Raw genomic sequence first — 23,913 nt, forward strand, 5'->3', positions numbered from 1 at the left:
GATGGCGAGACTTGTCAGTCCGACTATTTGGGCGGACGTACTGGCGCCGAGAATTGTTCGGTACGGTCGCGCTCCGTCATGTCGATGACGGTCTCCATCGGAGCGGTCAGCTCATACACGTAGCTCGCTTCGGTGAAGAAGCGCTTCGACGTTCCGCCAAGGGCTTCAGGCGCCACGCGATCGAGCAGGATCAATCCGAAATCGCTGTCCGGACGTCGCGTCGCTTCACTGGTGTTCAGCTCTTCCCAGCGGAAGTTGAAGACGGCGTTCGGCTCCTCGCCCGTCACCTCCCATCTCGCCGTGATGTGCGGGTGCTTGCCGACCAGCGACAAGCCTTCGTCGGAGTGCGAAGCGAGTTCGAAGAACAACAGAGAGAGGCTCTGGGCGGCGCGGGCGCTCACGGTGATATCCGGCCCGCTGACCGCGATGCGCTCGGCATGTGGGATCGCGCGCGCTTCGAACAGACCGCGCAGCTGAACGCCCTGCCACTGGCTTTCGCTGAGCAATGTCACCACGTTCGACATCGCGTGGATCCGCCCGATCAGCAGCTCGCGCGCGACATCGATGTCGCTGCCATGGCGCAGTGTGCGCGTCACGATGGATTGGATCACCGCCAGGATGTTCTTGACCCGATGATTCAGCTCGTCGATGACCGCCGTCAACCGGCGCTCGAAGCCGATCCGCACCTGGATTTCTCGGCTCAGCCGCAGATTGTTGTACGCGACGTAGCCGAACAGGCCGCAGATGATGCCGGTCAATGCAAGCCCGATCACGCCGACGATCGCTGCGGTCTGTTGCGCGCGCCGGACTGCGTTGCTCTTGGCGTAGTAGACCAGCGACCAATCGTGATTGCCGAACGCCACGGTGCGGGTGGAGGACGGCGCTGGATCGTCCATTCCGCGCGTTCTCATCGTGACGGCGCCCTGATCGTTAGCGACCAGTTCGTCGGACGCGTTGCGAGGGTCCTTCAACGCGACCGAGAACAATGAGAGATCATCGTTGGTGAGCAGCAGCGGCCCGATCTCGTAGGAAAATGTCACGAAGCCTGCCGGGCTGGTGGCTCCCTGCGGGACGACCGGGGCGGCCAGCACGATGCCCATAGGACCATCGCTCCGCAACAACGGGGTGGGATCCGAGGCGATCGGCTTGCCCTCCGCCATCGCCCGCGCCAGCATCGGCCCGACGATGGGCTGGCGGTCAAGCGCCCGGCCGGGAAGCCTGCTCGTTTCCGCGTTGCGCGGCTCCAGGTCCATCAGCACGTCGACCGGCTGGTCGACATTCGGCGCCAACGGCGTGTCGTCGTAGCTGCGAATGGTCGGGTTCGGGAAGCCCGCCTGCCGCAGCTCGGCCTGAGCGACCGGAAATTCGTTGGGGCGGAGGCGCGCGATCCAGGATGCAACCACGAAATCGGTCTTGAAGGCGTAGATCGACGAGCGCAGCGGCTCCAGCATGTTGGCCTTGATCACGGACGGCGCCCGAAACAGTCCGGATGCCACCCGCGCCAGCAGCTCGCGCTCCGTCAGGCGGTCCTGGACCAGGCTGGCGTGAACGTCGATGGCGCGCGCGAGCGCGATCCGGTCGATGGCCAATTCCTGGTCGTGAACGCGATAGGCAGCCAAGCCGGACAGCGCCGTCCCGACTAACGCAATCACGGCAATGATGATACCCAGCCGGAGCACTCGTCTACTCTGAGGTCGAGGGTTGGCGAAGGAGACCAGTCATCCAATAACCTGACCTGCAACTCAAGACGCACCTCGGGCGAGCGGACGTGATCGGAGCGATCGCGAAAGCAATCCCAGGGTACCGGCCGTCCACCAGCCGCCTGGGCGCCTTCGGGTAAGGCGCACCCCGGGGTGGAAGCAACAGCCGGCCTCGAAAGTTGTTCCGGTCGGGTACGGCTTTTTTGCGTCTGCCGGCCCTCCCCCACGAGCAGCAACGCCGCAGCGGGTCGGCAGGATCACCCCGTCAGGCGGAGGGCTGGAGCCCGCCCTTGGCCTCGATGAAGCCGATGATCCGGTCGAGCCCCTGGCTCTTCTTCAGGTTGGTCATGACGAACGGACGCTCCCCCCGCATGCGCTTGGCATCCGTCTCCATCTTCTCCAGCGAGGCACCGACATGGGGTGCGAGGTCGATCTTGTTGATGACCAGCAGGTCGGAGCGGGTGATGCCCGGACCGCCCTTGGAGGGTATCTTGTCGCCGGCCGCGACGTCGATGACGTAGATCGTGATGTCGGCGAGCTCCGGCGAGAAGGTCGCGGCGAGATTATCGCCGCCGGATTCGATCAGCACCAGATCAAGGCCCGGGAACTTGGCCCGCATATCGGCCACCGCGGCCAGGTTCATCGAGGCGTCCTCGCGGATCGCCGTGTGCGGACAGCCGCCGGTCTCGACGCCTGCGATGCGATCCGGCGTCAGCGAGCCCGAGCGAACCAGAAACTCGGCATCCCACTTGGTGTAGATGTCGTTGGTGATCGCTGCGATGTCGTAACGCTCCCGCATCGATTTGCAGAGCAGGTCCATCAATGCGGTCTTTCCGGATCCGACGGGACCGCCGACTCCGACGCGGAGCGGACCGTGAGACGATGCCATGTCAATTGTCCTTCTGCCGTCCCCGCGCGAGCGAGGATCGATAACACCAAAAAATCGTGGATGTCGCCCGCTGCGGCCCGATCGTTCGCGCGGCCGGCGCGATGGCGCCCATCGGCTGCACCGGTGTCGACAAATACGAACGGCTCACGAGCGGAACAACCTCGTATATTGCGTCTCGTGGCGCAGGCTGGCGAGGTCGGCGCGGAAGGTGGCGCTGCCGAGATCATCGAGCGACGCCACCAGCGCACGGTCCGCGGTCGCCGCGACCACCGGCTCGAGCGCAGCCAGCACGCGCTGGCTGTCGGTCTGCCCCAACGGAACGAGCCGGCTGCCGGCAGAAATCCAGTTCGAGGTCACAGCGTGCAGAAACCCGTGCAGCAAGGGCATCAGTGGCACATCGTGCAAGGCGCCGACAAGTCCGACGGCAACGGGATAAACCACCGTCTCACAACGTGCGACCGCATCGTCGAGATCCGGGCTGCTCCATGCCGAGCGGGCGATCTCGATGAAGGCCCGTCCCTGCGATGACGTCTCGAGTTGACGCTCGCGTGACGGCACGAAGGCGGCGGCGAGCCCGGCAATCTCGCCGAGCACCTCCATGTTTCCATGCTCCACCGCGCGATGCGTGTGTGCGAGAAACACGGCGTCACAGAAGCCGCCGCCATGGGTGAGCATGGTCGACAGCCAGTCGCGAAACGACGCGGCATCGGCGATGTCGCCGGCCTCGACAGCCCATTCGATGCCGCTGGAATAGGAGAAGCCGCCGATCGGAAACGCCGGCGACAGCCAGGTCAGCAGGCGATAAAGCGCGGCCGAATCCAGCTCGCGCATCTCCGTCAAGGCGCTCGCCCGCTCACTTGTGGTCATGAGCATGGGAATGCCCGTGATGATGATCGTGACCGCAATGCTCATCATGGACATGATGGTCATCATGGTGATGCGCATGGCCGTGATCATGGCCATGATGCCCATGATCATGCGCCCCGTGATCGTGATGATGACCGTGCCCGTGATGGTCGTGATCATCATGGGCATGAGCATGGCTGGGCTCGGCATAAGCGCCGCCCTCGGGATCGAACGGCGCCTCGATCTCGATGACGCGGGCCCCGAGGCCCTTCACCATCGCCTCGATCACATGGTCGCGGCGGATGCGCAGGCTCTTGGCCATGAGCTGGGTCGGCAGATGCCGGTTGCCGAGATGCCAGGCGAGCCGCACCAGATGCTGCGGATCGCTGGCGCGGATCTCGAGCAGTGGCTCGGCCGCCGCAACGACCTCGATCAGCCGGCCATCCTCGAGCACGAGCGCATCGCCACCGCGCAGCGCGGTGGCGTGCTCGAGGTCGAGCAGGAATTCCAGCCCGCGCGTGCCCGTCATCGCCATGCGGCGGCGGTGGCGGTCGTCGAAATCGAGCAGGACGGAATCGGCGGCCGCCTCTTTCCAACGATGCTGCCCGAGCACGCGCGTGGCGCGGATCATACTGACATCCTCATTCTCTCTTGCGCCCGATCAATTCCGCTCAGCGGACATCGACTTTCTCAGGCGTGATGATCTCGATCTTCGGCGGCGCCGCCATGCATTTCACGGCGACGCGCCCGAACGTCTTCATGTGCTCGGTCGCGCGATGCGGCACCAGCGCCTCGGCGTTTTCCCACTGCTCGACGAACACCATCCTGCTCGGATCGGTGACGCTTTCGTGCAGATCATAGGCGACATTGCCGGGTTCCTTGCGGGTCCCTTCGATGCAGGCAGTGGCAGCGGCAATGAACTCGGCACGCGTTTCGGGCTTGATGGTCAAAGTGGCGACGACATAGATCACGAAGCAGTCCTCCCGGTACGTTTCTGTTTCTGGGTACCGGGAGCAAGTTTAGAACATGAAGTAGCGCTGCGCCATGGGCAGCACCTCGGCGGGTTCGCAGGTCAGCAATTCGCCATCCGCGCGCACCTCATAGGTCTCCGGATCGACCTCGATGTTCGGCGTCGCATCGTTGTGGATCATGCTCTTCTTCGAGATCTTGCCGCGGGTGTTCTGCACAGCGTAGAGCTTCTTGGACAGGCCGAGCTTGCGGGCGAGGCCGCCCGCGACCGCCGCCTTCGAGGTGAAGATCACCGACGAGGCCGTCAATGACTTGCCGAAAGCGCCGAACATCGGCTGGTAATGCACCGGCTGCGGCGTCGGGATCGAGGCGTTCGGATCGCCCATCGGCGCCGCCACGATGGTGCCGCCCTTGATCACGCAGTCCGGCTTGACGCCGAAGAACGCCGGCGACCACAGCACGAGGTCGGCGAGCTTGCCCTTCTCGACCGAGCCGATCAGCTTCGACACGCCATGCGCGATGGCCGGGTTGATCGTGTATTTGGCGATGTAGCGCTTGACGCGGAAATTATCGTTGTCCTTGCCCTTGTCTTGCGGCAAGGCGCCGCGCTGCTTCTTCATCTTGTCGGCGGTCTGCCAGGTCCGGATGATGACCTCGCCGAGCCGGCCCATGGCCTGCGAGTCCGACGACATCATCGAGAGCGCGCCGAGATCGTGCAGGATGTCCTCGGCCGCGATCGTCTCCTTGCGAATGCGGCTCTCGGCAAAGGCGAGGTCCTCGGCGATCGACGGATCGAGATGGTGACACACCATCAGCATGTCCAGATGCTCGTCGATGGTGTTGCGCGTGAACGGCCGCGTCGGGTTGGTCGACGACGGCAGCACGTTCTTCAGGCCGGCGACCTTGATGATATCCGGCGCGTGACCGCCGCCGGCGCCCTCGGTGTGGAAGGCGTGGATGGTGCGGCCCTTGAAGGCCTTGATGGTGTCCTCGACGAAGCCGGACTCGTTCAGCGTATCCGAGTGCAGCATCACCTGGATGTCGTGATCGTCGGCGACCGAGAGACAGTTGTCGATGGCGGCGGGCGTAGTGCCCCAGTCCTCGTGCAGCTTCAGCGCGCAAGCGCCGGCCTTGATCATCTCGACCAGCGCGGCCGGGCGCGACGCATTGCCCTTGCCGGAGATGCCGAGATTGACCGGGAAGGCGTCGAACGACTGCATCATCCGGCCGATGTGCCACGGGCCCGGCGTACAGGTGGTCGCGAAAGTGCCGTGCGACGGCCCGGTGCCGCCGCCGAGCAGCGAGGTCACGCCCGACATCAGCGCGTGCTCGATCTGCTGCGGGCAGATGAAGTGGATGTGGCTGTCGAAGCCGCCGGCGGTGAGGATCTTGCCCTCGCCCGCGATCACGTCGGTACCGGGACCGATGACGATGGTCACGCCCGGCTGGATGTCGGGATTGCCGGCCTTGCCGATCGCACTGATCATCCCGTCCTTGATCGCGACGTCGGCCTTCACCACGCCCCAGTGATCGACGATCAGCGCATTGGTGATGACGGTGTCGGCAGCGCCCTGTTTGCTCGTCGCCTGCGACTGGCCCATGCCGTCGCGGATCACCTTGCCGCCGCCGAACTTCACCTCCTCGCCATAGGTGGTGAAGTCCTTCTCGACCTCGATGATGAGATCGGTGTCGGCCAGCCGGACCTTGTCACCGGTGGTCGGGCCGAACATGTCGGCATAGACGGAACGCTTGATCTTGACGGACATCGTTGGCCCCCAATCAGTTCGGTTTGTCGTGTTGTCGAGACACCGGCGATGCGCTCACAGCGTCCCTCGTGCATTCGTGACAGTCTCGTCGAACAGCGCGTCCAGCCGCGCATTGACGCCGCGGCAACCGGCGACGACCTGTTCGGCCCAGCCGACATATTCCATCAGTTCGAGCTGCTGCTCCAAGTCGGGCTCGAAGACGATGCGGGCGCGGATGTTGCTGATCTTGTCGGCGATCTTGATCTGCTTGGCGCCCGCGGACTTGGCCGGCGCCGCGATGACCTGGACGGCGCGCCGCTCGCTCTTGGGCAAGGTCATGTCGTCGGTGACTTCCTCGACGAAGCCTGCGACGCGCGTGCCGAATCGCTGCGCCAGTTCGTCGCGCGTGGTGTCGGTGTCCTCGATCGTGTCGTGCAGCCAGCCGGCCGCGACCAGCTCGGCGTCCTCGCCGTCAGTCGTTGCAGCGAGAATGTTCGCGACCTCGGCAAGATGATTGACGTACGGCTCCTCGTCGCGCCCCTTGCGCTGCTGGCCGGCATGGCGGCGCGCCGCCAGCTCGGCCGCTTCGGAGACGAGGCGCAGTCCGGTCAGCATCGGTCTACAGCTTGCCCATCACGTCGCCGCGGAAGCCATAGACCATGCGCTTGCCGGCGAGCGCCACCAGCTGGACGTCGCGGGTCTGACCGGGTTCGAAGCGCACCGCGGTGCCGGCGGCGATGTCGAGCCGCATTCCCCGTGCCTTCTTGCGATCGAACTTCAGCGCCGGGTTGGTCTCGAAGAAATGGTAGTGCGAGCCGACCTGGATCGGCCGGTCGCCGGTGTTGGCGACCGAGAGCGTCACGGTCTTGCGGCCGGCATTGAGCTCGATCTCGCCGTCCTGGATGAAGAGTTCGCCGGGGATCATGTGTTACCTCGCAGGTTTCCACTGCCTCATGGCCGGGCTTGACCCGGCCATCCACGTCTTTCCATTGAGATCGAAGAGCGTAGATGCCCGGGCCTTCGCCGCGCCGAAGCGGCTACGGCCGCGCAGGCGGGTCAAGCCCGGGCATGACGACCGAAAGAGTTGGGCTCGCCTCACCGGATCGGCTCGTGCACCGTGACCAGCTTGGTGCCGTCCGGAAACGTCGCTTCGACCTGGATGTCGTGGATCATCTCGGGGATGCCGGGCATCACCTGGTCGCGGGTCAGCACCTGGGCGCCTGACTGCATCAGCTCGGCCACGGTGCGGCCGTCGCGCGCGCCTTCCAGGATGAAATCGGAAATGATCGCGATCGCCTCGGGATGGTTCAGCTTGACGCCGCGCTCGAGCCTGCGGCGGGCCACGATGGCGGCCATCGAGATCAGGAGCTTGTCCTTTTCGCGGGGAGACAGGTTCATGCGGCTTCTCTGGTGATCGTCTTCTGGATAATCGCGGGTTGGTAAACGTCTAATTGAGCCACAGCCGCGGGAGCGGCACGGCCGAAGCACAGCCCAGCACCGACATCATGTCGGCGCGCAGGCTCGCGGCATCTTGGGCACAGAAGCGCGCCATTGCAAATCCATTCCAGGCCGACAGCCCGGCCTCGCCCCGGAAGGCCGGCAGGCTCTCCCGGATGCGCTCGATCAGCGCGGCATCGCCCGGCACGATCAGCGCCGTCCCGATGGCCGCCGCGCCCTTGGCGATCGCGGGCTGCGCCAGCTTGTCGCCGATATCGCCGTCGAGGCGGACGGTCTCCGCGAACACCAGCTTGCCGCCGCGCTTGAGCCGCCAGCGGTCGACGAACTCGCCCTCACGCATGCGCTCGCCCATCGCGGTGCGGCCGAACACGACGATCTCACACAGGAGCAGCGAAGCGGTCTCGGCAAGCTCGATGTCGATGCGGCGGTGGATGCGGGCGCGGTCGAACAGGATGGTCTCCTGCGGCAGCCACGAGATGTGCGCGCCGGCTTCGGCCTTCAGCGCAATGTCCAGCTCGGCCGGCGTCCCCGGAGCGCGATAGACCTTCTCGGCGGCGGCGCTCGACAGCGTGACGCGGCTGCCCTCGCCCGCCGCAACCTCGATCGCGAAGCGGTCGCCGCCGGCGATGCCGCCGGCCGTATTGACGAACATCGCCGAGAGGCCATCATCCTCCGGCGAGGGAAAGCGGACGCGCAGCGAGCCGGACTCATGCAGATGGTGACGCCGCGTCACGCCGTCCTGCAGTCGCACGTCGAAGCGCACCGCGCCACGGGCGCGGTTGGCCTCGAAGATGTCGGCGGCGGCGCCGGCGGGATCGGCCCGCATCGATCCCCTCCCCTGGGACCGGACGCGGCAAGGCCGCGCCCTGAGAGCTAGATGACGATCACAGCGCCATCTGGCGGCTGATCTCGGCCGGATCGAGGTTGGCGCGGGTGCAGGTGAACTTCACCGCGCCGCGATCCATCACGGCGAAGTTGTCGCCGAGTTCGCAGGCAAAGTCGAGATACTGCTCGACCAGCACGATGGCGATATTGCCGAGATTGCGCAGATAGGAGATGGCCCGGCCGATGTCCTTGATGATCGAGGGTTGGATGCCCTCGGTCGGCTCGTCCAGCAGCAGGACCTTCGGCCGCATCACCATGGCCCGCCCGATCGCGAGCTGCTGCTGCTGGCCGCCGGAGAGATCGCCGCCGCGGCGGCCGAGCATCGACTGCAGCACCGGAAACAGCGAGAACACGTCGTCCGGGATGCTGCGGTCGGCCCGCTTCAGCGGGCCGAAGCCGGTCTTGAGGTTCTCCTCGACCGTCAGCAGCGGGAAGATCTCGCGCCCCTGCGGCACGAACCCGATGCCCTTGCGCGCCCGCTCATAGGGCTTCAGGTGCGTGATGTCGGCGCCATCGAAGGTGATGCTGCCCGACGCCAGCGGATATTGCCCGACCAGCGCCCGCAGCAGCGACGTCTTGCCGACGCCGTTGCGGCCGAGCACGCAGGTGACCTTGCCGGGCTCCGCCGCGATCGAGACGCCGCGCAGCGCCTGGGCGGCGCCGTAATAGAGGTCGATGTCCTTGACGTCGAGCATTGGTCAGCGCCCCAGATACACTTCGATCACACGCTCGTTCGACGACACCTGGTCGATGGTGCCCTCGGCCAGCACCGTGCCTTCGTGCAGGCAGGTGACCTTGACGCCGAGTTCGCGCACGAAGGTCATGTCGTGCTCGACGACCATGACGGTGTGATCCCGATTGATTTCCTTGAGCAGCTCAGCCGTCTGATGCGTCTCGACATCGGTCATGCCGGCCACGGGCTCGTCGACCAGCAGCAGCTTCGGGTCCTGCGCCAGCAGCATGCCGATCTCCAGCCACTGCTTCTGGCCGTGCGAGAGGCTGCCGGCAAGCTTGCGCCGGACATCCTTGAGCCGAACCGTCTCCAGCACCTTGTCGATTTGCTCCGCCTCGCCCTTGGAGCCGCGCCAGAACAAGGTGCCCTTGACGCTGTGATCGACATTGAGCGCCAGCAGCAGATTGTCCTCCACCGACTGGCTCTCGAACACCGTCGGCTTCTGGAATTTGCGGCCGATGCCGAGCTCGGCGATGCGGGTCTCGTCCAGGCGCGTGAGATCCGTCTTGCCGTCGAACAGCACCGTGCCCTCGTCGGGCTTGGTCTTGCCGGTGATGATGTCCATCATCGTGGTCTTGCCGGCGCCGTTCGGGCCGATGATGGCGCGCATCTCGCCGGGCTCGAGCGTGAGCGAGAGATTGTTGATGGCGTGGAAGCCGTCGAAGGAGACGTGCACGCCGTCGAGATAGAGCAGCGCGGAGGTCGATCTGGTATCCATCACGTTCATGCCGCTCACTCCGCCATCTTGGGTTCGGTGACACCATCCTCGCGGGCGGCGCTGTCGGCATTCGGCCGCTTGGTGCCGAGCTGATCCCACCAGCTGTTGAAGGTGCCCACGATGCCCTTCGGCAGCAGCAGCGTCACCAGCACGAACAGCGCGCCGAGCATGAACAGCCAGTACGGGGCCAGCACGCCCGAGGTGAAGAACGTCTTGGCGTAGTTCACAACGACGGCGCCGAGCGCCGCGCCGACCAGCGTGCCGCGGCCGCCGACCGCGACCCAGATCACCGCCTCAATCGAGTTGCCGGGAGCAAACTCTGAGGGGTTGATGATGCCGACCTGCGGCACATAGAGCGCGCCGGCGACGCCGGCCATGCAGGCCGACAGCGTGAACACGAACAGCTTGTAGGACTCCACGCGATAGCCGAGGAAGCGCGTGCGCGACTCGGCGTCACGGATCGCGATCAGCACCTTGCCGAGCTTCGACGACACGACGGCACGGCAGATCAGGAATGCCAGGATCAACGCCAGGCAGCTCAGCGCGAACAGGGCCGCGCGCGTACCCTCCGCCTGCACGTTGAAGCCGAGAATGTCCTTGAAGTCGGTCAGGCCGTTGTTGCCGCCGAAGCCGAAATCGTTGCGGAAGAAGGCGAGCAGCAACGCATAGGTCATCGCCTGCGTGATGATCGAGAGGTACACGCCGGTGACGCGCGACCGGAAGGCGAGCCAGCCGAAGCCGAAGGCCAGCAGGCCGGGCACGACCAGCACCATCAGCGCGGCGAACCAGAACATGTCGAAGCCGTGCCAGTACCAGGGCAGCTTGGAATAGTTCAGGAACACCATGAAGTCCGGCAGGATTGGATTGCCGTAGACACCGCGGGTGCCGATCTGGCGCATCAGGTACATGCCCATCGCGTAGCCGCCGAGCGCGAAGAACGCGCCGTGGCCGAGCGAAAGGATGCCGCAATAACCCCAGATCAGGTCGATCGAGAGCGCCAGGATCGCGTAGCAGACATATTTGCCCCACAGCGCCACCAGATAGGTCGGCACTTGCAGCGCGGACCCCTCCGGCAGCAGCAGGTTCGACAGCGGGATGAGGATGCCGCAGGCGGCAACGATCAGAAGAAAGATCGACGCTCCGCGGTCCAGCGACCTCGTCAGCACATGCGCCATCATGCTTCCACCGCCCGGCCCTTGAGCGCGAACAACCCGCGCGGGCGCTTCTGAATGAACAGGATGATCAGCACCAGGATCGCGATCTTGCCGAGCACGGCGCCCGCAACCGGCTCCAGGAACTTGTTGGCGACACCGAGCGTGAAGGCGCCGACCAAGGTGCCCCAGAGATTGCCGACGCCGCCGAACACCACGACCATGAAGGAGTCGATGATGTAGCTCTGGCCGAGATTCGGGCTCACGTTGTCGATCTGCGACAGCGCCACGCCGGCGATGCCCGCGATGCCCGAGCCGAGGCCGAAGGTGAGCGCGTCGACGCGCGAGGTTGCGATGCCCATCGACGCCGCCATGCGCCGGTTCTGCGTGACGGCCCGCATCTCCAGGCCCAGCGCGGTGTAGCGCAGCATCGCCAGCAGGATCGCAAACACCGCCATCGTGAAGCAGAGGATCCAGAGCCGGTTGTAGGTGATCGTGATCTGCCCGAGCTCGAAGGCGCCGCTCATCCAAGAGGGATTGCCGACCTCGCGATTAGTGGGGCCGAACGCGGAGCGCACGGCCTGCTGCAGGATCAGCGACAGGCCCCAAGTGGCGAGCAGGGTCTCGAGCGGACGTCCGTAGAGAAAGCGGATGATGGTGCGCTCGATCACGACGCCGATCGCGCCGGCCACCAGGAAGGCGAGCGGCACCGCGATCAGCAGCGAATAGTCGAACAGCGCCGGGTAGCGCGTGCGGATCACTTCCTGCACCACGAAGGTGGTGTAGGCGCCGAGCATCACCATCTCGCCATGGGCCATGTTGATGACGCCCATCACGCCGAAGGTGATGGCAAGCCCGATCGCGGCCAGCAGCAGCACCGAGCCGAGCGACAGGCCGTACCAGGCGTTCTGCACGCCGGACCAGATCGCGAGCGTGCCCTGGATCGAGGAGATCGCGCTCGCCGCCGCCTTGGCGACATTCGCCGGCTGGTCGCCGCCGCTGATCTCGGTGAGCAGCGCCAGCGCCTCCTGGTCGCCGCGCGCCCTGATGGTCGCGACGGCCTCGAGCTTGTCGACCTCGCTGGCGTCGGACTTGAACAGCAGGATCGCGGCGCGGGCCTCGGCGAGCGCCTGCTTCACCGTACGATTGGTTTCCTTGGCGAGCGCCGACTCCACGGTCGGCAGCGTCGCCTCCTCGTGCGACTTGAACACGGACTTGGCCGCGGTCAGCCGGGTGTTGGTGTCGGGCGACAGCAGGGTCAGGCCGCCGAGCGCGGCATCGACGCTGCGGCGCAGCCGGTTATTGAGGCTCACGGCCGCGGCGCTGTCCGGCAGCTTGTCGACGGCGGCTCCCGTCGCGGCATCGATGATCTTGCCGTCAGCCTGCTTGATGAAGACCTTCTTGGTCTCGGCATCGAACATCAGCCGCTCGTCCTGCAGCGCGCTGATGATCGGAAAGGCCAGCGGGTTGCCGGACACCGCGATCTCGCCCACGGCGTCGTCGGTGTCGGAGAAGTCGTCATTGGCGAATTTGGCGACCGATTCTTCGAAGCTGGCGGCAAAAGCCGGAGCGGTCGCGACGATCAAGGCAATGGACAGAAGAAGGCCGCGCACAAGCGCGAGAACAATGGCAGGCACTGGACCACCCCGGCAGGAGGAAGAGAGAAGGCGGCGGAGGTCGCCGCCTTCTCCGGTCTTGATGACGTCGCAAGGCTCAGATCAGGTGCCCGAGCCCAGGCACTTGTTGGTCTTGGTATTGTAGTTGCCGCACTTCTTGCCGACCCAGTCGCCGATCAGGTCCTTGGAGCCCTCGAGCTCCTTCGACCAGGCGTCGCCCGGGACGAGATCCTTGGTCTTGTAGACGACGCTGAACTGGCCATCGCCCTTGATCTCGCCGATGAACACCGGCTTGGTGATGTGGTGGTTCGGCAGCATCTTCGACACGCCGCCGGTCAGGTTCGGCGCCTCGGTGCCCGGGAGCGCGTCGATGACCTTGTCGGCATCGGTCGACTTCACCTTCTCGACCGCCTTCACCCACATGTTGAAGCCGATCACATGCGCTTCCATCGGGTCGTTGGTCACGCGCTTCGGGTTCTTGGTGTAGGCCTGCCACTCCTTGATGAACTTCTCGTTCGCCGGAGTCTTGATCGACTGGAAGTAGTTCCAGGCGGCGAGATGGCCGACCAGCGGCTTGGTGTCGATGCCGGCGAGCTCTTCCTCACCCACCGAGAACGCGACGACCGGAATGTCCTTCGCCTTGATGCCCTGGTTGCCGAGCTCCTTGTAGAACGGAACGTTGGCGTCGCCATTGATGGTCGAGACCACGGCGGTCTTCTTGCCGGCCGAGCCGAACTTCTTGATGTCGGCGACGATCGTCTGCCAGTCGGAGTGACCGAACGGCGTGTAGTTGATCATGATGTCGTCCTGAGCCACGCCCTTCGACTTCAGGTAGGCTTCCAGGATCTTGTTGGTGGTGCGCGGATAGACGTAGTCGGTGCCGGCCAGCACCCAGCGCTTCACCTTCTCTTCCTTCATCAGGTAGTCGACCGCCGGGATCGCCTGCTGGTTCGGCGCCGCACCGGTGTAGAACACGTTGCGCTCGCTCTCCTCGCCCTCGTACTGGACGGGATAGAACAGGATGCTGTTGAGCTCCTTGAACACAGGGAGCACCGACTTGCGCGACACCGAGGTCCAGCAGCCGAACACGACCGAGACCTTGTTCTTGGTGATCAGCTCACGCGCCTTCTCGGCGAACAGCGGCCAGTTCGAGGCGGGGTCGACCACGACGGCCTCGAGCTTCTTGCCGAGCACGCCGCCCTTCTTGTTCTGTTCGTCGATCAGGAACAGGATCGTGTCCTTCAGCGTGGTCTCGCTGATGGCCATGGTGCCGGACAGAGAATGCAGGACGCCGACCTTGATGGTGTCGTCAGCGGCCATCGCCGGGCCGAAGCCGGCAGCGCCGAGAGCCAGGCCGGCAGCAGCAGCCAGCCAGCGACGGCGGCTGAACGGCGCCGTTAATTCCTGAGTGAGTCGAGTAAGCATGCGATAATATCTCCCTGACGCAGACGTGCTTCGCAGCCAAATCGGCCGGCGGTCTGCGGCGGAAGAATCGCAAGAAGCGTGCCATACCGTTCACATCTCGTAAGCCATTGAGCGAAATGTGGAACTCGGCGAATTCGCGGCGAAGGGTCGCATCCGTCTGCCGCCATTTTGGGCATGCAAACTGATCAATCAGCCATCAGACAGCACTAAATTTATGCACGATGTTTGAAATGGCTAATTTTGAAGCAGCCCATTACCGCTTTCGGCAGCATACCGGAGAGCAGCGGCCTTGAAACGCGCCTCCATTTGTTCCATATAACTGATAGATCGAGGCGAATCGGCCGGATCTTTGCGAGCCGCGTGTTCTTTAGCTCTGACAGAGCTTCTGGCTCCGCATTCTCAGCACTCCACAATAGGCGCTCCAAACACGCGGGTGTCTCCAATCACCCGCCCGCGTCCGGCACGCATGCCGACGAGGGCATATCCTCTTATGGAAAGCCCCATCTTTTGACCTCCTTTCAGGACTTCAACCTCGCCGACGCGCTGACGCGCGCGCTGAAGGAAGAGAACTACACCACCCCCACCCCGATCCAGGCCCAGACCATCCCGATCGCGCTGCAAGGCCGCGACGTGATCGGCATCGCGCAGACCGGAACCGGCAAGACCGCCTCGTTCGCGCTGCCGATCCTGCATCGGCTGCTGGAGAACCGCATCAAGCCGCAACCGAAGACCGCGCGCGTGCTGGTGCTGAGCCCGACCCGCGAGCTCTCGGGTCAGATCCTCGACAGCTTCAACACCTATGGCCGCCACATCCGCCTCAGCTCCACGCTGGCCATCGGCGGCGTCCCGATGGGACGCCAGGTGCGCGCGGTGATGCCGGGCGTCGACGTGCTGGTCGCCACCCCGGGCCGCCTGCTCGACCTCGTCCAGGGCAACGCTCTGAAACTGTCGCATGTCGAGTTCCTGGTGCTCGACGAAGCCGACCGCATGCTCGACATGGGCTTCATCAACGACATCCGGAAGATCGTGGCGAAGCTGCCGATCAAGCGGCAAACGCTGTTCTTCTCCGCGACCATGCCGAAGGACATCGCCGAGCTCGCCGATGCCATGCTGCGGGATCCGGCGCGGGTCGCGGTGACCCCGGTGTCCTCGACGGTCGAGCGCATCGCCCAGCGTGTGATCCAGGTCGATCACTCCGCCAAGCCGGGCCTGCTGGCCCAATTGCTCAAGGAGGAGCCGGTCAACCGCGCCCTGGTGTTCACCCGCACCAAGCACGGCGCCGACAAGGTCGTGAAGGGCCTGGAGAAGGCCGGCATCCCGGCCCAGGCCATTCATGGCAACAAGTCGCAGAACCACCGCGAGCGCACGCTGGCGGCGTTTCGCACCGGCGAGATCCGCACCCTGGTCGCCACTGACATCGCCGCGCGCGGCATCGACGTCGACGGCGTCAGCCATGTGGTGAATTTCGACCTGCCGAACGTGCCCGAGACCTATGTCCACCGCATCGGCCGCACCGCGCGCGCCGGCGCCGATGGCGTCGCGATCTCGCTGGTCGCCGGGCCGGACGAGATGTCCTATCTCCGCGACATCGAGCGGCTGACCAAGACCTCGCTGCCGCGCGAAGACCGCCGCACTCCTGGCCATCGCGAGGCGGCTCCGGCCGGCCAGCCGCAGCGCCAAGGCGCCCGTCAAGGCAATCATCAGGGAAGCCCCGGCGGCGGCCGTCCTGGCATGCAGAATGCGCGGACCAACGATGGGGGCAACGCCGCAAAAGGCCCTCGCCGACGTCGTCGTTCCAATGCTAAGGTGGCCTCTCTGCCAGGCAATCGTCAGGAGCCCCAGCGTCCGCCGCAAGGCGGCGGCAAGGCCGGGTCGATTCAAGGCGTTGCATTCCTGCATCGCGAAGGCAGACCCAAAAACCACGCTCACAATCGCAACCAACGGCCAAACTAGACGTCTATCGATCTGGAGAAAGACATGGCTAAGGAAGAGCTGATCCAGTTCGAAGGGCTGGTCACCGAAATCCTTCCCGACGCACGCTATCGGGTACAACTCGACGCGGGGCACGAGATCGTCGCCTACACCGCGGGCAAGATGAAAAAGAATCGCATCAAGACGCTGGCGGGCGACCGCGTGACCGTCGAGATGTCGCCCTATGACCTGGAAAAGGGCCGGCTGATCTTCCGCCACAAGGACGAACGGCCGAGCACGCCGGGCGGCCCCCCGCGCGGCGCACCGCAGCGTGGCGGCCAGTTCCGCCGGCGCTAAGGCTTGGGGCGGAACGCCGTTCCGCCACGTCTCCAGCTTGATGAACTCTTGCGCAATCAGCCGCAATTCAGCGTGCCGGCCTCAAGCCGGCGCGTCAAAAAATCCTGCGCCCTCGCGCAGCTCAGGATTGTTTTGCGGGGCCAATTCCAATAATATATCCCGCAATCGATTTTCGGCCGGACGAGATTAGCTATTACCGGTACAGCCGGTTCAGACGCTGACGACCCTTCCAAAAATTCGATCTAACCAGCCCAGGAATCTGGGTTACGCATTTGATATCTGAGAAGGGAACTACCCCGTGAGCATGGGAACCGTGAAGTGGTTTAACGCAACCAAGGGCTATGGCTTCATTCAGCCGGACGACGGCGGCAACGACGTGTTCGTGCACATCAGCGCCGTCGAGCGCGCTGGTCTCGGCACGCTGCGCGAAGGCCAGAAGATCTCCTACGAGATCGTCGCTGACCGTCGCTCGGGCAAGTCGTCGGCCGACAATCTCCGCGCCGCCAACTGAGCGAACCGCGCCAGGGCGATCTCACGATCGCCCACCACTGACGAAAGGCCGCCTCGTGCGGCCTTTTTTATTTTCGACTGTCTTGTTTTCGGCTGTCTATACGGTCGGTTCGCGCGCAACGAGGCGTTCGCGGTGAGGATCGTCGTCCGAGACGGTCCTCGAAGCCCGGACAAGCGAACCGCTTCGTTCCCTCAGCAGGACGTCGCCGGGCTGTAATAGACACAGGTCGACTGCCGCGGGCGGGTGTAGGCGACGTCGCTGAGATTGATTCCGGTCTTGCCCATCACGTAGCCCACGGTGGGAACGTATTGGTAGTTGACCTCGCTGAAGATCAGATAGGTGCCGCTGACCAGCAGATCGGCGGGGATGCCGACGGTGGTGCCGGCGGTGCGCGGCGCCGATCCCTTGCTCCACTTCACGGTCGCCTGCTTCGATGTCGGGTCGACATAGAGCTCGGTGATGGTCGCGTTCACCGGCGTCGTCGAATACGGATACATGATGCCGGTGGAGGCGGCGAAGAAGTTCGACATGTCGCTGTCGCCGACCGAGGTCGATTGCGAGGTCAGGTCGGACAGCGTGCGCGCCATCAGGGTGACCTTTCGGTCGACCGCGATGGCCGAGCAGAACTCGACCGTGCCGAAGAACATCACCAGCATGAGCGGCACGATGAAGGCGAACTCCGTGGCCGCGACACCGCGACAATCCGCCGTGAAAACATCGAGGCGACGCCGCAAGGCAAGGCTCAAAGACATGGCCGGCACTCTTCCAAACAGCAGGTGAAGTCCTGGGATCCGATTGTGAAAACTCGGGAGTCGCTCGCGAACGTCATGAATAAGGCTCGTTCTTGAACGCCGCCGTGCCGACCAGCAGCCGCTTGCTGCCGGACAGATTGGCGATGTTGTAGCCGAGGCCGGTCACGTAGATAGGCCACTGGTAGAACAGCCTGACGACGACGATATCTCCGGCCGCGCCCGGGCTGTACGTCATGTTGTTGATGAAGTTGCCGGTGTTGTCGATCTGGTTGGCGATCGTGACGTTCCCGAACGAGGAGTAGCTCTTCACGTCGATATAGATCTTGTTGCAGTCGAACAGCGCGGGCACCTGGGTGCAGACATAGCTCGCGAACTGCGACTGGGTGTACGACCCCTGCTGGGCCTGCCCGGTCAGGATCATGCGGGCGGAGTCCTGCGTGATGGTCTCGAGGACCTGCCCGGCAAAGAACATCAGCGCCGTTTCGATGATCGCGAACAGCAGCGCAAAGAAGATCGGGGCAACCAGCGCGAATTCCAGCGCGGCCGATGCTCGCCGGTTGCGTCGAAACCGGCGCAGCAGCCGGCGCATCGATGCGGTCGAGGAAACGTTGGCTTGCATGGGGTCATCCAGATTGGAAAGGCACATCAACCTGGGTGAAAGAAATAATGCAAACTTCTTGGGAAAGGGTTTCCTATCATCCGGACAGGATGGCCGCGATGATCAACCGCTCACTAACCATGCTCCATGGCGGGCGTAACCCAATACAGCTACAACGGAAATTGCAGCCATCCCGACCGGCCCTCGCGTACCGGCGTCCGGCCTTGGCAGGCAGCACGCGTCGATCAGGCCGGGGCCCGATCGGCGCGTCGAAAGCAGGTGTATTTGCTCAGTTGGTCTTGGCCGCCGCGGCGCTGCCGCTGGCCGTGCTCGACATCGTGCCGGCCTGATCGAGCACCGACTTGAAGTAGTTGTCACCGTCGCCCAGGGTCACCCGGCGCTGGCAGATCGGCATGCAGCTATAGGTCTCGCGATCGACGCCGCGATACACGGTGACGAGCCGATCGGTCGGCCCGGCGACCTGGATCTGCCGGTCGATCAGCACCTGTCCACCGCGATCCATCGCGATGAAATTGGTGGCGCCGTAGCTCTTGCCGGTGACCACGATGATGCCGCCGCTCTGCAGGGTCACGTCGGCGATCATCGGATTTCCGACGACGAGCGTGGCGACCCGGTCGGGCAGCTTGACCAGCTTGGCCTGGTCGACGTTCACGGCGATGGCCGGATCAGGATCCGCCGAGGCGGCGGCCGGCCACAGCAGCATCGCGGCGACGGCCGCCCGCAGCGCGAGAGAAACAACAGGACGACACGACACACTCATCGACATACTCAACCCCGGGGCATTGACGAGCCGTCTCAAGCGATACGCAGCGGTGACGGCGCCCGACGCGGCAAATCTGCGCTCAATTGGTGAACGATCCGCAAACGCCGCCACCTGATGGCAGCCGTCCGGATCAACGCCGTCAGCGGCGGAACGGGAATGCCAACTGGCCACCGAACTCTCCGGGCATCGTCGCCTCGTCCTTGCCGTAGGTCTCGGGCAACTGCCCCTCCGGCATCCGGAAGGTGCCGAACAGGATATCCCAGATCGGGAACGTGCCGGCGAAATTGGTGTTGCCGCCCTCTTCCATCGGGGTGTGATGCCACCGGTGGAAGACGGGCGTGGCCAGGACATATTTGAACGGGCCGAGCGTCCAGTTGAGATTGGCGTGTACGAAGGCCGAATGGAAGGTCGTGAATGGACCGACCCAGATCATCACATTTGGCGAAATGCCGGCCGTCAGCAGGATGACGTCGACGGCGATCGTGCCGAGGATCAGATTGACCGGATGGAAGCGCGCTGCCGAAATCCACTCCAGATCCTCCGAGGAATGGTGGACCGCGTGGTACTTCCAGAACTCGCCACCGTGGAACAGGCGGTGGGTCCAATACAGCATGAAGTCGGAGAGCACGAGGAACAGCAGCCCCTGCAGCCATTCGGGCAACTGCGCCAACGGGCCATGGCCGTTCTCATAGAAGGCGATCAGCTCATCGGCATCGTGGATCTTGAAGATCACGCCAGCGCCCAGCACCAGCAGGCCGATGCGCAGCACCCGCGCGAACACCGGCACGAAGAACCAGTAAACGACGTCGGTGACGAGCTCGCGCTTCTGCCACCACGGCTTTCCCGGGTTGCAGGCCCAGAAATAGCTGAGCACCGAGAAGACCGCCGCCAGCACCAACGTGATCGGCAGCACCTTTTCGATGGTCTGGCCGAGCATCAACGCGACTTCCCATGGCAGACCAGACATCACATCCCTCATCACAAGATCTGTTCCGAGGGGTACTCCTTGGCGCTTAAGGAGCCGTGAACCTCCATGGCCCCGCCGGGGCAGCAGCTTCGCGTATCGCAGTGGCATGTCGGCACGCGCGACAGGATCTCACGCGTGTGACGGCGCAGGACTCTTCTTCATATGGAGGCGGCCGCGGGAGCGTCGGCCGACCAGGCGGGCGCGGCTGTCCGCTGCACTCAATAGGTGTGAATTTGTCGCCTCGGGGAATTGTTTCGAAACTGAGCGGCGCGCTTAAATCAACGTTTACTGTGCACAAGAACAGCCATTTGTCGCCGTGTTTCGCCGATCGAATTAACTACGCCGAAATTCCTGCCCCCTAGGGTGTCCGCATGGTCACGGTGCTGAGAACGCCGCAACGACCAGAATTTGTTCGACCAGCCACGTGTACATGGAGTTACCCTATGAAGAATCTTCTTGCTCGTTTCGTGAAGGATGAGTCCGGCGCCACCGCGATCGAATACGGCCTGATCGCCGCCGGCATCTCGCTCGCGATCATTGCGGCGGTGAACGGTCTCGGCTCCAGCCTGAGCTCCAAGTTCTCGTCGATCAATACCTCGCTGAAGTAAGCGGTCATCACGACCGAGCAAAGAAGGCCCCGGCACTCCCGGGGCCTTTATCATTTCGACCTTCAGCTCCGCGGCGTTCAGTGATGCGTAACCACGTTTTGTCCACTGCCGCTCCCCGGCGTGCGCTCGCGCAGAGCGAAGCCGCGATCGGCTGGGTCTGTCTGGCCCTCGGTCTCTCCATCGTCGCGCTCGCACTCCGCGTCCTCAGCGTCTGGTGAAGCCCGCCGCTTGTCCGGCCATTTCCCGATCATTTATCTCTTCCGGCTAGCTTGTCGCAGCCGCGCATTCCGTGCCGCCTCGATGCCGCTGTGAGCCCATGACCCTCGATCTCGCACGCCTTCTGCTGTTCCCGGCCCTGATGGCGTTTGCCGCCGCGAGCGACCTGTTCACGATGACGATTTCGAACCGGGTCTCTTTCGCACTGATCGCGGGTTTCCTGGTGCTGGCGCCGCTCAGCGGCATGGGCATGACCGACATGCTGTTGCACCTCGGTGCCGGCGCAACGCTGCTGGTGATTGCCTTCGCCTGCTTCGCATTCGGCTGGATCGGTGGCGGAGATGCCAAGGTGGCTTCCGCCGCAGCCCTGTGGTTCGGCTTCGCGCATCTGATGAACTATTTGCTCTACGCCTCGATCTTCGGCGGTGTGCTGACGCTCGTCATCATGCAGTTCCGGCAATGGCCCCTGCCCTACATGCTCGCTGGGCAACCCTGGCTTGCGCGTCTGCACGCCAGGGAGAGCGGCGTTCCCTACGGCATCGCGCTCGCGCTGGGCGCGCTGATGGTCTATCCGGAGACCGAATGGGTGAAGGCGATCGACGCCGCGCGTCTCGCATTGCTCTGAAGGCACCGTGTCAACACGGTGTTAAGGCGATTTAGATACGCCTCATTAACCATGCTTTGACGAATAACTGCTCAACTCCCATTACGGCGGCGGAAGCGTCGCGGCGTAATGTGGAAAGTGAAGCGTATGAATACCGCACGCATCGTGGTTCTGACCATCGCTGTCGGCGCTGGCGGCGTGGCCGCATATCTCGCGAGCGGGTCCGATCGGCCGGCTGAAGTCGCCGCACCGGCGCCTCAGGTGCCCACCGTCGACGTCCTTGTCGCCAAAGCAGACATCAACCTCGGTCAGTCGATCAAGCCGGAAAACCTGCAGTGGCAGAGCTGGCCAGCCGCCACAACGAGTTCCAGCTTCATCCGGCGCAACGAGCGGCCCGAAGGTCAGAACGAGGTCACCGGCGCGATCGCGCGCGCCCCCTTCATCGCCGGCGAGCCGATCCGCGAGCAGAAGCTGGTCAAGGCCGACGGCTCCGGCTTCATGGCCGCGATCCTGCCCGCAGGCATGCGCGCGGTCTCGACGGAGATCTCGCCGGAGACCGGCGCTGGCGGCTTCATCCTGCCGAACGACCGCGTCGACGTGATCCTGTCGAAGCGTGAGCGCAACAACGATCAGCCCAATGCCGGAGATGTCATCAGCTCCGAGATCATCCTGTCCAACATCCGGGTGCTGGCGATCGACCAGGCGCCCAAGGAAAAAGACGGCCAGACCACGGTGGTCGGCAAGACGGTCACGCTCGAGCTGAAGCCGGAGCAGGCCGAGACGCTCGCCCGCGCCCGCCAGACCGGAACGCTGTCGCTGGCGCTGCGCAGCATCGCCGACGTCAACGTTGCCGACAACCGCACCGACGAGACCAGCCGCAGGCGCGGCGACAGTGTTGCCGTCATCCGCTTCGGCATTCCCAGCACGATGACGACGCAGAAGTGAGCAAGAGGACCACCACGATGACTTGCAGCGAAAATCAGCGGAAACTGCGGACCATGATGGTTCGCGCGCTGTCGTTTTCGGCCGCCGCTGCGCTGACCCTCAATCCGGCGCTGACGCCGGTGATCGCGGCTGACTACCGCCCGGCCGCCGCCACGGCGGCGACGGCCTCGGCCGCCCCCGAAGGCCAGATCAACGCGCGCTTCCTGTCGCTCGGCATCGGCAAGTCCGTCGTCATCGACCTGCCGCGCGACATCAAGGACGTGCTCGTCGCCGATCCGAAGATCGCCAATGCCGTGGTGCGCTCGTCGCAGCGCGCCTACATCATCGGCGCCACGGTGGGCCAGACCAACATCGTCTTCTTCGACGCCAATGGGCAGCAGATCGCGGCCTATGACATCGCGGTCAAGCGCGACCTGAACGGCGCCCGCGCCGCCCTCAAGCAGATGCTGCCCAACGCCGAGATCCAGATCGACGGCCTCGGCGACGGCGTGGTGCTGACCGGGTCGGTGGCAAGCCAGATGGAGGCGCAGCAGGCAGGTGAACTCGCGGCCCGGCTCGCGGGCGGCGCCGACAAGGTCGTCAACTCCATCACCGTGCGCGGCCGCGACCAGGTCATGCTGAAGGTGACGGTCGCCGAGGTGCAGCGTTCGGTGGTCAAGCAGCTCGGCATCGACCTCTCAGGCCAGCTCAACTACGGCACCGCCGTGGTCAAGTTCGCCAACTCCAATCCGTTCACGGCCTATGGCAGCAACCTGGTCTCCAACAACGCCGTCAGTGCCGCCTTCGGCTCGACGCCATCGGTCCAGGCCACGCTGCGCGCGATGGAAAATGCGGGCGTGATCCGGACCCTGGCCGAGCCGAACCTGACCGCGATTTCCGGTGAGTCCGCGACCTTCATCGCCGGTGGCGAGTTTCCGGTGCCCGCCGGCTACTCCTGCGATCCGACGACACATGTCTGTACCACCCAGATCAGCTTCAAGAAGTTCGGCATCTCGCTCAACTTCACGCCGGTCGTGCTCAGCGAGGGCAAGATCTCGATGCGCGTGATGACCGAGGTCTCGGAGCTCTCCAACGAGAACTCGATCACCCTGTCGCAGGCGGTGAGTTCGACGACCACGAACTCGCTGACCGTCCCGTCGATCAAGACCCGCCGCGCCGAAACCACGCTCGAGATCCCCTCCGGCGGCGCCATGGCGATGGCCGGCCTGATCCAGCAGCAGACCAAGCAGGCGATCAGCGGAATGCCCGGCCTGATGCAGCTGCCGGTGCTCGGCGCCCTGTTCCGCAGCCGCGACTACGTCAACAACCAGACCGAGCTGATGGTGCTGGTGACCCCGTTCGTGGTGCGCGCCGTCTCGCAGAAGGATCTCTCGCGACCGGACGACGGCTTCGCCGCCGCCTCCGACCCGCAGGCCGATCTGCTCGGCAGCATCAACCGCATCTATGGCGTACCCGGCCGGACCGAAACCGGTCGCGGCTTGCGCGGCGCCTATGGCTTCATCACGGACTGAGCCGGGACCTGAGG

At 64.5% G+C, this 23,913-nt stretch carries 26 protein-coding genes; 7 read left to right on the top strand and 19 right to left on the bottom strand.

Annotated features, from left to right (window positions below):
- Positions 1-23: 23 nt before the first annotated feature.
- From ACQR1Y_RS19940 to urtA, 15 genes are all read right to left on the bottom strand, one after another.
- Entirely contained in the window at positions 24-1,679 is a 1,656-nt protein-coding gene (locus ACQR1Y_RS19940; protein WP_434877909.1) for a CHASE domain-containing protein, read from the bottom strand.
- Between the two features lie 286 nt (positions 1,680-1,965).
- Positions 1,966-2,589: an urease accessory protein UreG gene (ureG, locus tag ACQR1Y_RS19945; protein WP_434856308.1), complete on the bottom strand. Its 624-nt coding sequence runs from the start codon at positions 2,587-2,589 to the stop codon at positions 1,966-1,968.
- A 144-nt stretch (positions 2,590-2,733) separates the two neighbouring features.
- The gene (locus tag ACQR1Y_RS19950; RefSeq protein ID WP_434877965.1) at positions 2,734-3,456 is read right to left on the bottom strand and encodes an urease accessory protein UreF; all 723 of its coding nucleotides are present in this window, start codon (positions 3,454-3,456) and stop codon (positions 2,734-2,736) included.
- Positions 3,443-4,066, bottom strand: a complete 624-nt coding sequence (gene ureE, locus ACQR1Y_RS19955; RefSeq protein ID WP_434856309.1) for an urease accessory protein UreE — start codon at positions 4,064-4,066, stop codon at positions 3,443-3,445. Before ureE ends, ACQR1Y_RS19950 begins: the two co-directional genes overlap by 14 nt.
- A gap of 40 nt (positions 4,067-4,106) precedes the next feature.
- The gene (locus tag ACQR1Y_RS19960) at positions 4,107-4,406 is read right to left on the bottom strand and encodes a putative quinol monooxygenase (protein ID WP_434877908.1); all 300 of its coding nucleotides are present in this window, start codon (positions 4,404-4,406) and stop codon (positions 4,107-4,109) included.
- A gap of 48 nt (positions 4,407-4,454) precedes the next feature.
- Positions 4,455-6,170: an urease subunit alpha gene (gene ureC, locus ACQR1Y_RS19965; protein WP_434877907.1), complete on the bottom strand. Its 1,716-nt coding sequence runs from the start codon at positions 6,168-6,170 to the stop codon at positions 4,455-4,457.
- 54 nt (positions 6,171-6,224) lie between these two features.
- Entirely contained in the window at positions 6,225-6,764 is a 540-nt protein-coding gene (locus ACQR1Y_RS19970) for an HD domain-containing protein (RefSeq protein WP_434877906.1), read from the bottom strand.
- 4 nt (positions 6,765-6,768) lie between these two features.
- Positions 6,769-7,074: an urease subunit beta gene (locus ACQR1Y_RS19975; protein WP_006612145.1), complete on the bottom strand. Its 306-nt coding sequence runs from the start codon at positions 7,072-7,074 to the stop codon at positions 6,769-6,771.
- A 170-nt stretch (positions 7,075-7,244) separates the two neighbouring features.
- Positions 7,245-7,547 carry an urease subunit gamma gene (locus tag ACQR1Y_RS19980; protein ID WP_425112223.1) on the bottom strand — a complete coding sequence of 101 codons (303 nt, stop codon included), beginning with the start codon at positions 7,545-7,547 and terminating at the stop codon, positions 7,245-7,247.
- Between the two features lie 49 nt (positions 7,548-7,596).
- Positions 7,597-8,433 carry an urease accessory protein UreD gene (locus ACQR1Y_RS19985; protein WP_434856312.1) on the bottom strand — a complete coding sequence of 279 codons (837 nt, stop codon included), beginning with the start codon at positions 8,431-8,433 and terminating at the stop codon, positions 7,597-7,599.
- A 58-nt stretch (positions 8,434-8,491) separates the two neighbouring features.
- Positions 8,492-9,187, bottom strand: coding sequence for an urea ABC transporter ATP-binding subunit UrtE (gene urtE / locus ACQR1Y_RS19990; protein ID WP_434877905.1), 696 nt, complete (start codon positions 9,185-9,187; stop codon positions 8,492-8,494).
- 3 nt (positions 9,188-9,190) lie between these two features.
- Positions 9,191-9,952: an urea ABC transporter ATP-binding protein UrtD gene (urtD, locus tag ACQR1Y_RS19995; protein ID WP_434877904.1), complete on the bottom strand. Its 762-nt coding sequence runs from the start codon at positions 9,950-9,952 to the stop codon at positions 9,191-9,193.
- Between the two features lie 5 nt (positions 9,953-9,957).
- The gene (urtC, locus tag ACQR1Y_RS20000; protein WP_434877903.1) at positions 9,958-11,121 is read right to left on the bottom strand and encodes an urea ABC transporter permease subunit UrtC; all 1,164 of its coding nucleotides are present in this window, start codon (positions 11,119-11,121) and stop codon (positions 9,958-9,960) included.
- Positions 11,118-12,680 (bottom strand): urea ABC transporter permease subunit UrtB, encoded by a 1,563-nt coding sequence (urtB, locus tag ACQR1Y_RS20005; protein ID WP_434877964.1) that lies wholly within the window; start codon positions 12,678-12,680, stop codon positions 11,118-11,120. Before urtB ends, urtC begins: the two co-directional genes overlap by 4 nt.
- Positions 12,681-12,812: 132 nt before the next feature.
- A complete protein-coding gene (gene urtA / locus ACQR1Y_RS20010) occupies positions 12,813-14,135 on the bottom strand; it encodes an urea ABC transporter substrate-binding protein (RefSeq protein ID WP_434877902.1) in 1,323 nt (440 codons plus the stop codon).
- A 507-nt stretch (positions 14,136-14,642) separates the two neighbouring features.
- Between urtA and ACQR1Y_RS20015 the strand changes: the two genes are divergently transcribed.
- From ACQR1Y_RS20015 to ACQR1Y_RS20025, 3 genes are all read left to right on the top strand, one after another.
- Positions 14,643-16,088 carry a DEAD/DEAH box helicase gene (locus ACQR1Y_RS20015; RefSeq protein ID WP_434856563.1) on the top strand — a complete coding sequence of 482 codons (1,446 nt, stop codon included), beginning with the start codon at positions 14,643-14,645 and terminating at the stop codon, positions 16,086-16,088.
- A gap of 24 nt (positions 16,089-16,112) precedes the next feature.
- Positions 16,113-16,403 carry a translation initiation factor IF-1 gene (infA, locus tag ACQR1Y_RS20020; RefSeq protein WP_008964724.1) on the top strand — a complete coding sequence of 97 codons (291 nt, stop codon included), beginning with the start codon at positions 16,113-16,115 and terminating at the stop codon, positions 16,401-16,403.
- Between the two features lie 298 nt (positions 16,404-16,701).
- On the top strand, positions 16,702-16,914 hold the full coding sequence (locus ACQR1Y_RS20025; protein ID WP_006612155.1) for a cold-shock protein: 213 nt from the start codon (positions 16,702-16,704) through the stop codon (positions 16,912-16,914).
- Positions 16,915-17,105: 191 nt separating this feature from the next.
- Here the strand turns inward: ACQR1Y_RS20025 and ACQR1Y_RS20030 are convergent, their stop codons facing one another.
- From ACQR1Y_RS20030 to ACQR1Y_RS20045, 4 genes are all read right to left on the bottom strand, one after another.
- Positions 17,106-17,666 carry a TadE/TadG family type IV pilus assembly protein gene (locus tag ACQR1Y_RS20030; RefSeq protein ID WP_434856316.1) on the bottom strand — a complete coding sequence of 187 codons (561 nt, stop codon included), beginning with the start codon at positions 17,664-17,666 and terminating at the stop codon, positions 17,106-17,108.
- A gap of 73 nt (positions 17,667-17,739) precedes the next feature.
- Positions 17,740-18,285, bottom strand: a complete 546-nt coding sequence (locus tag ACQR1Y_RS20035; protein ID WP_434856317.1) for a TadE/TadG family type IV pilus assembly protein — start codon at positions 18,283-18,285, stop codon at positions 17,740-17,742.
- A gap of 268 nt (positions 18,286-18,553) precedes the next feature.
- On the bottom strand, positions 18,554-18,988 hold the full coding sequence (locus ACQR1Y_RS20040; protein ID WP_434856564.1) for a pilus assembly protein N-terminal domain-containing protein: 435 nt from the start codon (positions 18,986-18,988) through the stop codon (positions 18,554-18,556).
- 199 nt (positions 18,989-19,187) lie between these two features.
- On the bottom strand, positions 19,188-20,015 hold the full coding sequence (locus tag ACQR1Y_RS20045) for a sterol desaturase family protein (protein ID WP_434856318.1): 828 nt from the start codon (positions 20,013-20,015) through the stop codon (positions 19,188-19,190).
- 443 nt (positions 20,016-20,458) lie between these two features.
- On the opposite strand from ACQR1Y_RS20045, the gene ACQR1Y_RS20050 reads away from it, so the two are divergent.
- The 4 genes from ACQR1Y_RS20050 (at position 20,459) to ACQR1Y_RS20065 (ending at position 23,899) form a co-directional block, all read left to right on the top strand.
- A complete protein-coding gene (locus tag ACQR1Y_RS20050; RefSeq protein ID WP_008970183.1) occupies positions 20,459-20,623 on the top strand; it encodes a Flp family type IVb pilin in 165 nt (54 codons plus the stop codon).
- A gap of 316 nt (positions 20,624-20,939) precedes the next feature.
- Complete coding sequence (locus ACQR1Y_RS20055) at positions 20,940-21,464, top strand: A24 family peptidase (RefSeq protein ID WP_434856319.1); 525 nt, start codon at positions 20,940-20,942, stop codon at positions 21,462-21,464.
- 126 nt (positions 21,465-21,590) lie between these two features.
- Positions 21,591-22,388, top strand: a complete 798-nt coding sequence (gene cpaB, locus ACQR1Y_RS20060) for a Flp pilus assembly protein CpaB (RefSeq protein ID WP_434856320.1) — start codon at positions 21,591-21,593, stop codon at positions 22,386-22,388.
- A gap of 17 nt (positions 22,389-22,405) precedes the next feature.
- Positions 22,406-23,899 carry a type II and III secretion system protein family protein gene (locus tag ACQR1Y_RS20065; RefSeq protein WP_434877901.1) on the top strand — a complete coding sequence of 498 codons (1,494 nt, stop codon included), beginning with the start codon at positions 22,406-22,408 and terminating at the stop codon, positions 23,897-23,899.
- Positions 23,900-23,913 lie beyond the last annotated feature (14 nt).

Origin of the sequence: Bradyrhizobium sp. HKCCYLRH3099, from assembly GCF_051167855.1 — a bacterium.
Lineage (GTDB): Bacteria > Pseudomonadota > Alphaproteobacteria > Rhizobiales > Xanthobacteraceae > Bradyrhizobium.

What these genes read in the sequence shown, in the direction of transcription:
- urtA (WP_434877902.1), bottom strand. Translation starts at nt 14,135, where the DNA reads ATGCTTACTCGACTCACTCAGGAATTAACGGCGCCGTTCAGCCGCCGT.
- ACQR1Y_RS19985 (WP_434856312.1), bottom strand. Translation starts at nt 8,433, where the DNA reads ATGCGGGCCGATCCCGCCGGCGCCGCCGCCGACATCTTCGAGGCCAAC.
- infA (WP_008964724.1), top strand. Translation starts at nt 16,113, where the DNA reads ATGGCTAAGGAAGAGCTGATCCAGTTCGAAGGGCTGGTCACCGAAATC.
- urtE (WP_434877905.1), bottom strand. Translation starts at nt 9,187, where the DNA reads ATGCTCGACGTCAAGGACATCGACCTCTATTACGGCGCCGCCCAGGCG.
- ACQR1Y_RS20050 (WP_008970183.1), top strand. Translation starts at nt 20,459, where the DNA reads ATGAAGAATCTTCTTGCTCGTTTCGTGAAGGATGAGTCCGGCGCCACC.
- ureC (WP_434877907.1), bottom strand. Translation starts at nt 6,170, where the DNA reads ATGTCCGTCAAGATCAAGCGTTCCGTCTATGCCGACATGTTCGGCCCG.
- ACQR1Y_RS20045 (WP_434856318.1), bottom strand. Translation starts at nt 20,015, where the DNA reads ATGTCTGGTCTGCCATGGGAAGTCGCGTTGATGCTCGGCCAGACCATC.
- ACQR1Y_RS19975 (WP_006612145.1), bottom strand. Translation starts at nt 7,074, where the DNA reads ATGATCCCCGGCGAACTCTTCATCCAGGACGGCGAGATCGAGCTCAAT.
- ACQR1Y_RS19950 (WP_434877965.1), bottom strand. Translation starts at nt 3,456, where the DNA reads ATGACCACAAGTGAGCGGGCGAGCGCCTTGACGGAGATGCGCGAGCTG.
- ACQR1Y_RS20055 (WP_434856319.1), top strand. Translation starts at nt 20,940, where the DNA reads ATGACCCTCGATCTCGCACGCCTTCTGCTGTTCCCGGCCCTGATGGCG.
- cpaB (WP_434856320.1), top strand. Translation starts at nt 21,591, where the DNA reads ATGAATACCGCACGCATCGTGGTTCTGACCATCGCTGTCGGCGCTGGC.
- urtD (WP_434877904.1), bottom strand. Translation starts at nt 9,952, where the DNA reads ATGAACGTGATGGATACCAGATCGACCTCCGCGCTGCTCTATCTCGAC.
- ACQR1Y_RS20030 (WP_434856316.1), bottom strand. Translation starts at nt 17,666, where the DNA reads ATGTCTTTGAGCCTTGCCTTGCGGCGTCGCCTCGATGTTTTCACGGCG.
- ACQR1Y_RS20040 (WP_434856564.1), bottom strand. Translation starts at nt 18,988, where the DNA reads ATGCTGCTGTGGCCGGCCGCCGCCTCGGCGGATCCTGATCCGGCCATC.
- ACQR1Y_RS19970 (WP_434877906.1), bottom strand. Translation starts at nt 6,764, where the DNA reads ATGCTGACCGGACTGCGCCTCGTCTCCGAAGCGGCCGAGCTGGCGGCG.
- urtC (WP_434877903.1), bottom strand. Translation starts at nt 11,121, where the DNA reads ATGATGGCGCATGTGCTGACGAGGTCGCTGGACCGCGGAGCGTCGATC.
- ureE (WP_434856309.1), bottom strand. Translation starts at nt 4,066, where the DNA reads ATGATCCGCGCCACGCGCGTGCTCGGGCAGCATCGTTGGAAAGAGGCG.
- ACQR1Y_RS19980 (WP_425112223.1), bottom strand. Translation starts at nt 7,547, where the DNA reads ATGAACCTGTCTCCCCGCGAAAAGGACAAGCTCCTGATCTCGATGGCC.
- ureG (WP_434856308.1), bottom strand. Translation starts at nt 2,589, where the DNA reads ATGGCATCGTCTCACGGTCCGCTCCGCGTCGGAGTCGGCGGTCCCGTC.
- ACQR1Y_RS20035 (WP_434856317.1), bottom strand. Translation starts at nt 18,285, where the DNA reads ATGCAAGCCAACGTTTCCTCGACCGCATCGATGCGCCGGCTGCTGCGC.
- ACQR1Y_RS20065 (WP_434877901.1), top strand. Translation starts at nt 22,406, where the DNA reads ATGACTTGCAGCGAAAATCAGCGGAAACTGCGGACCATGATGGTTCGC.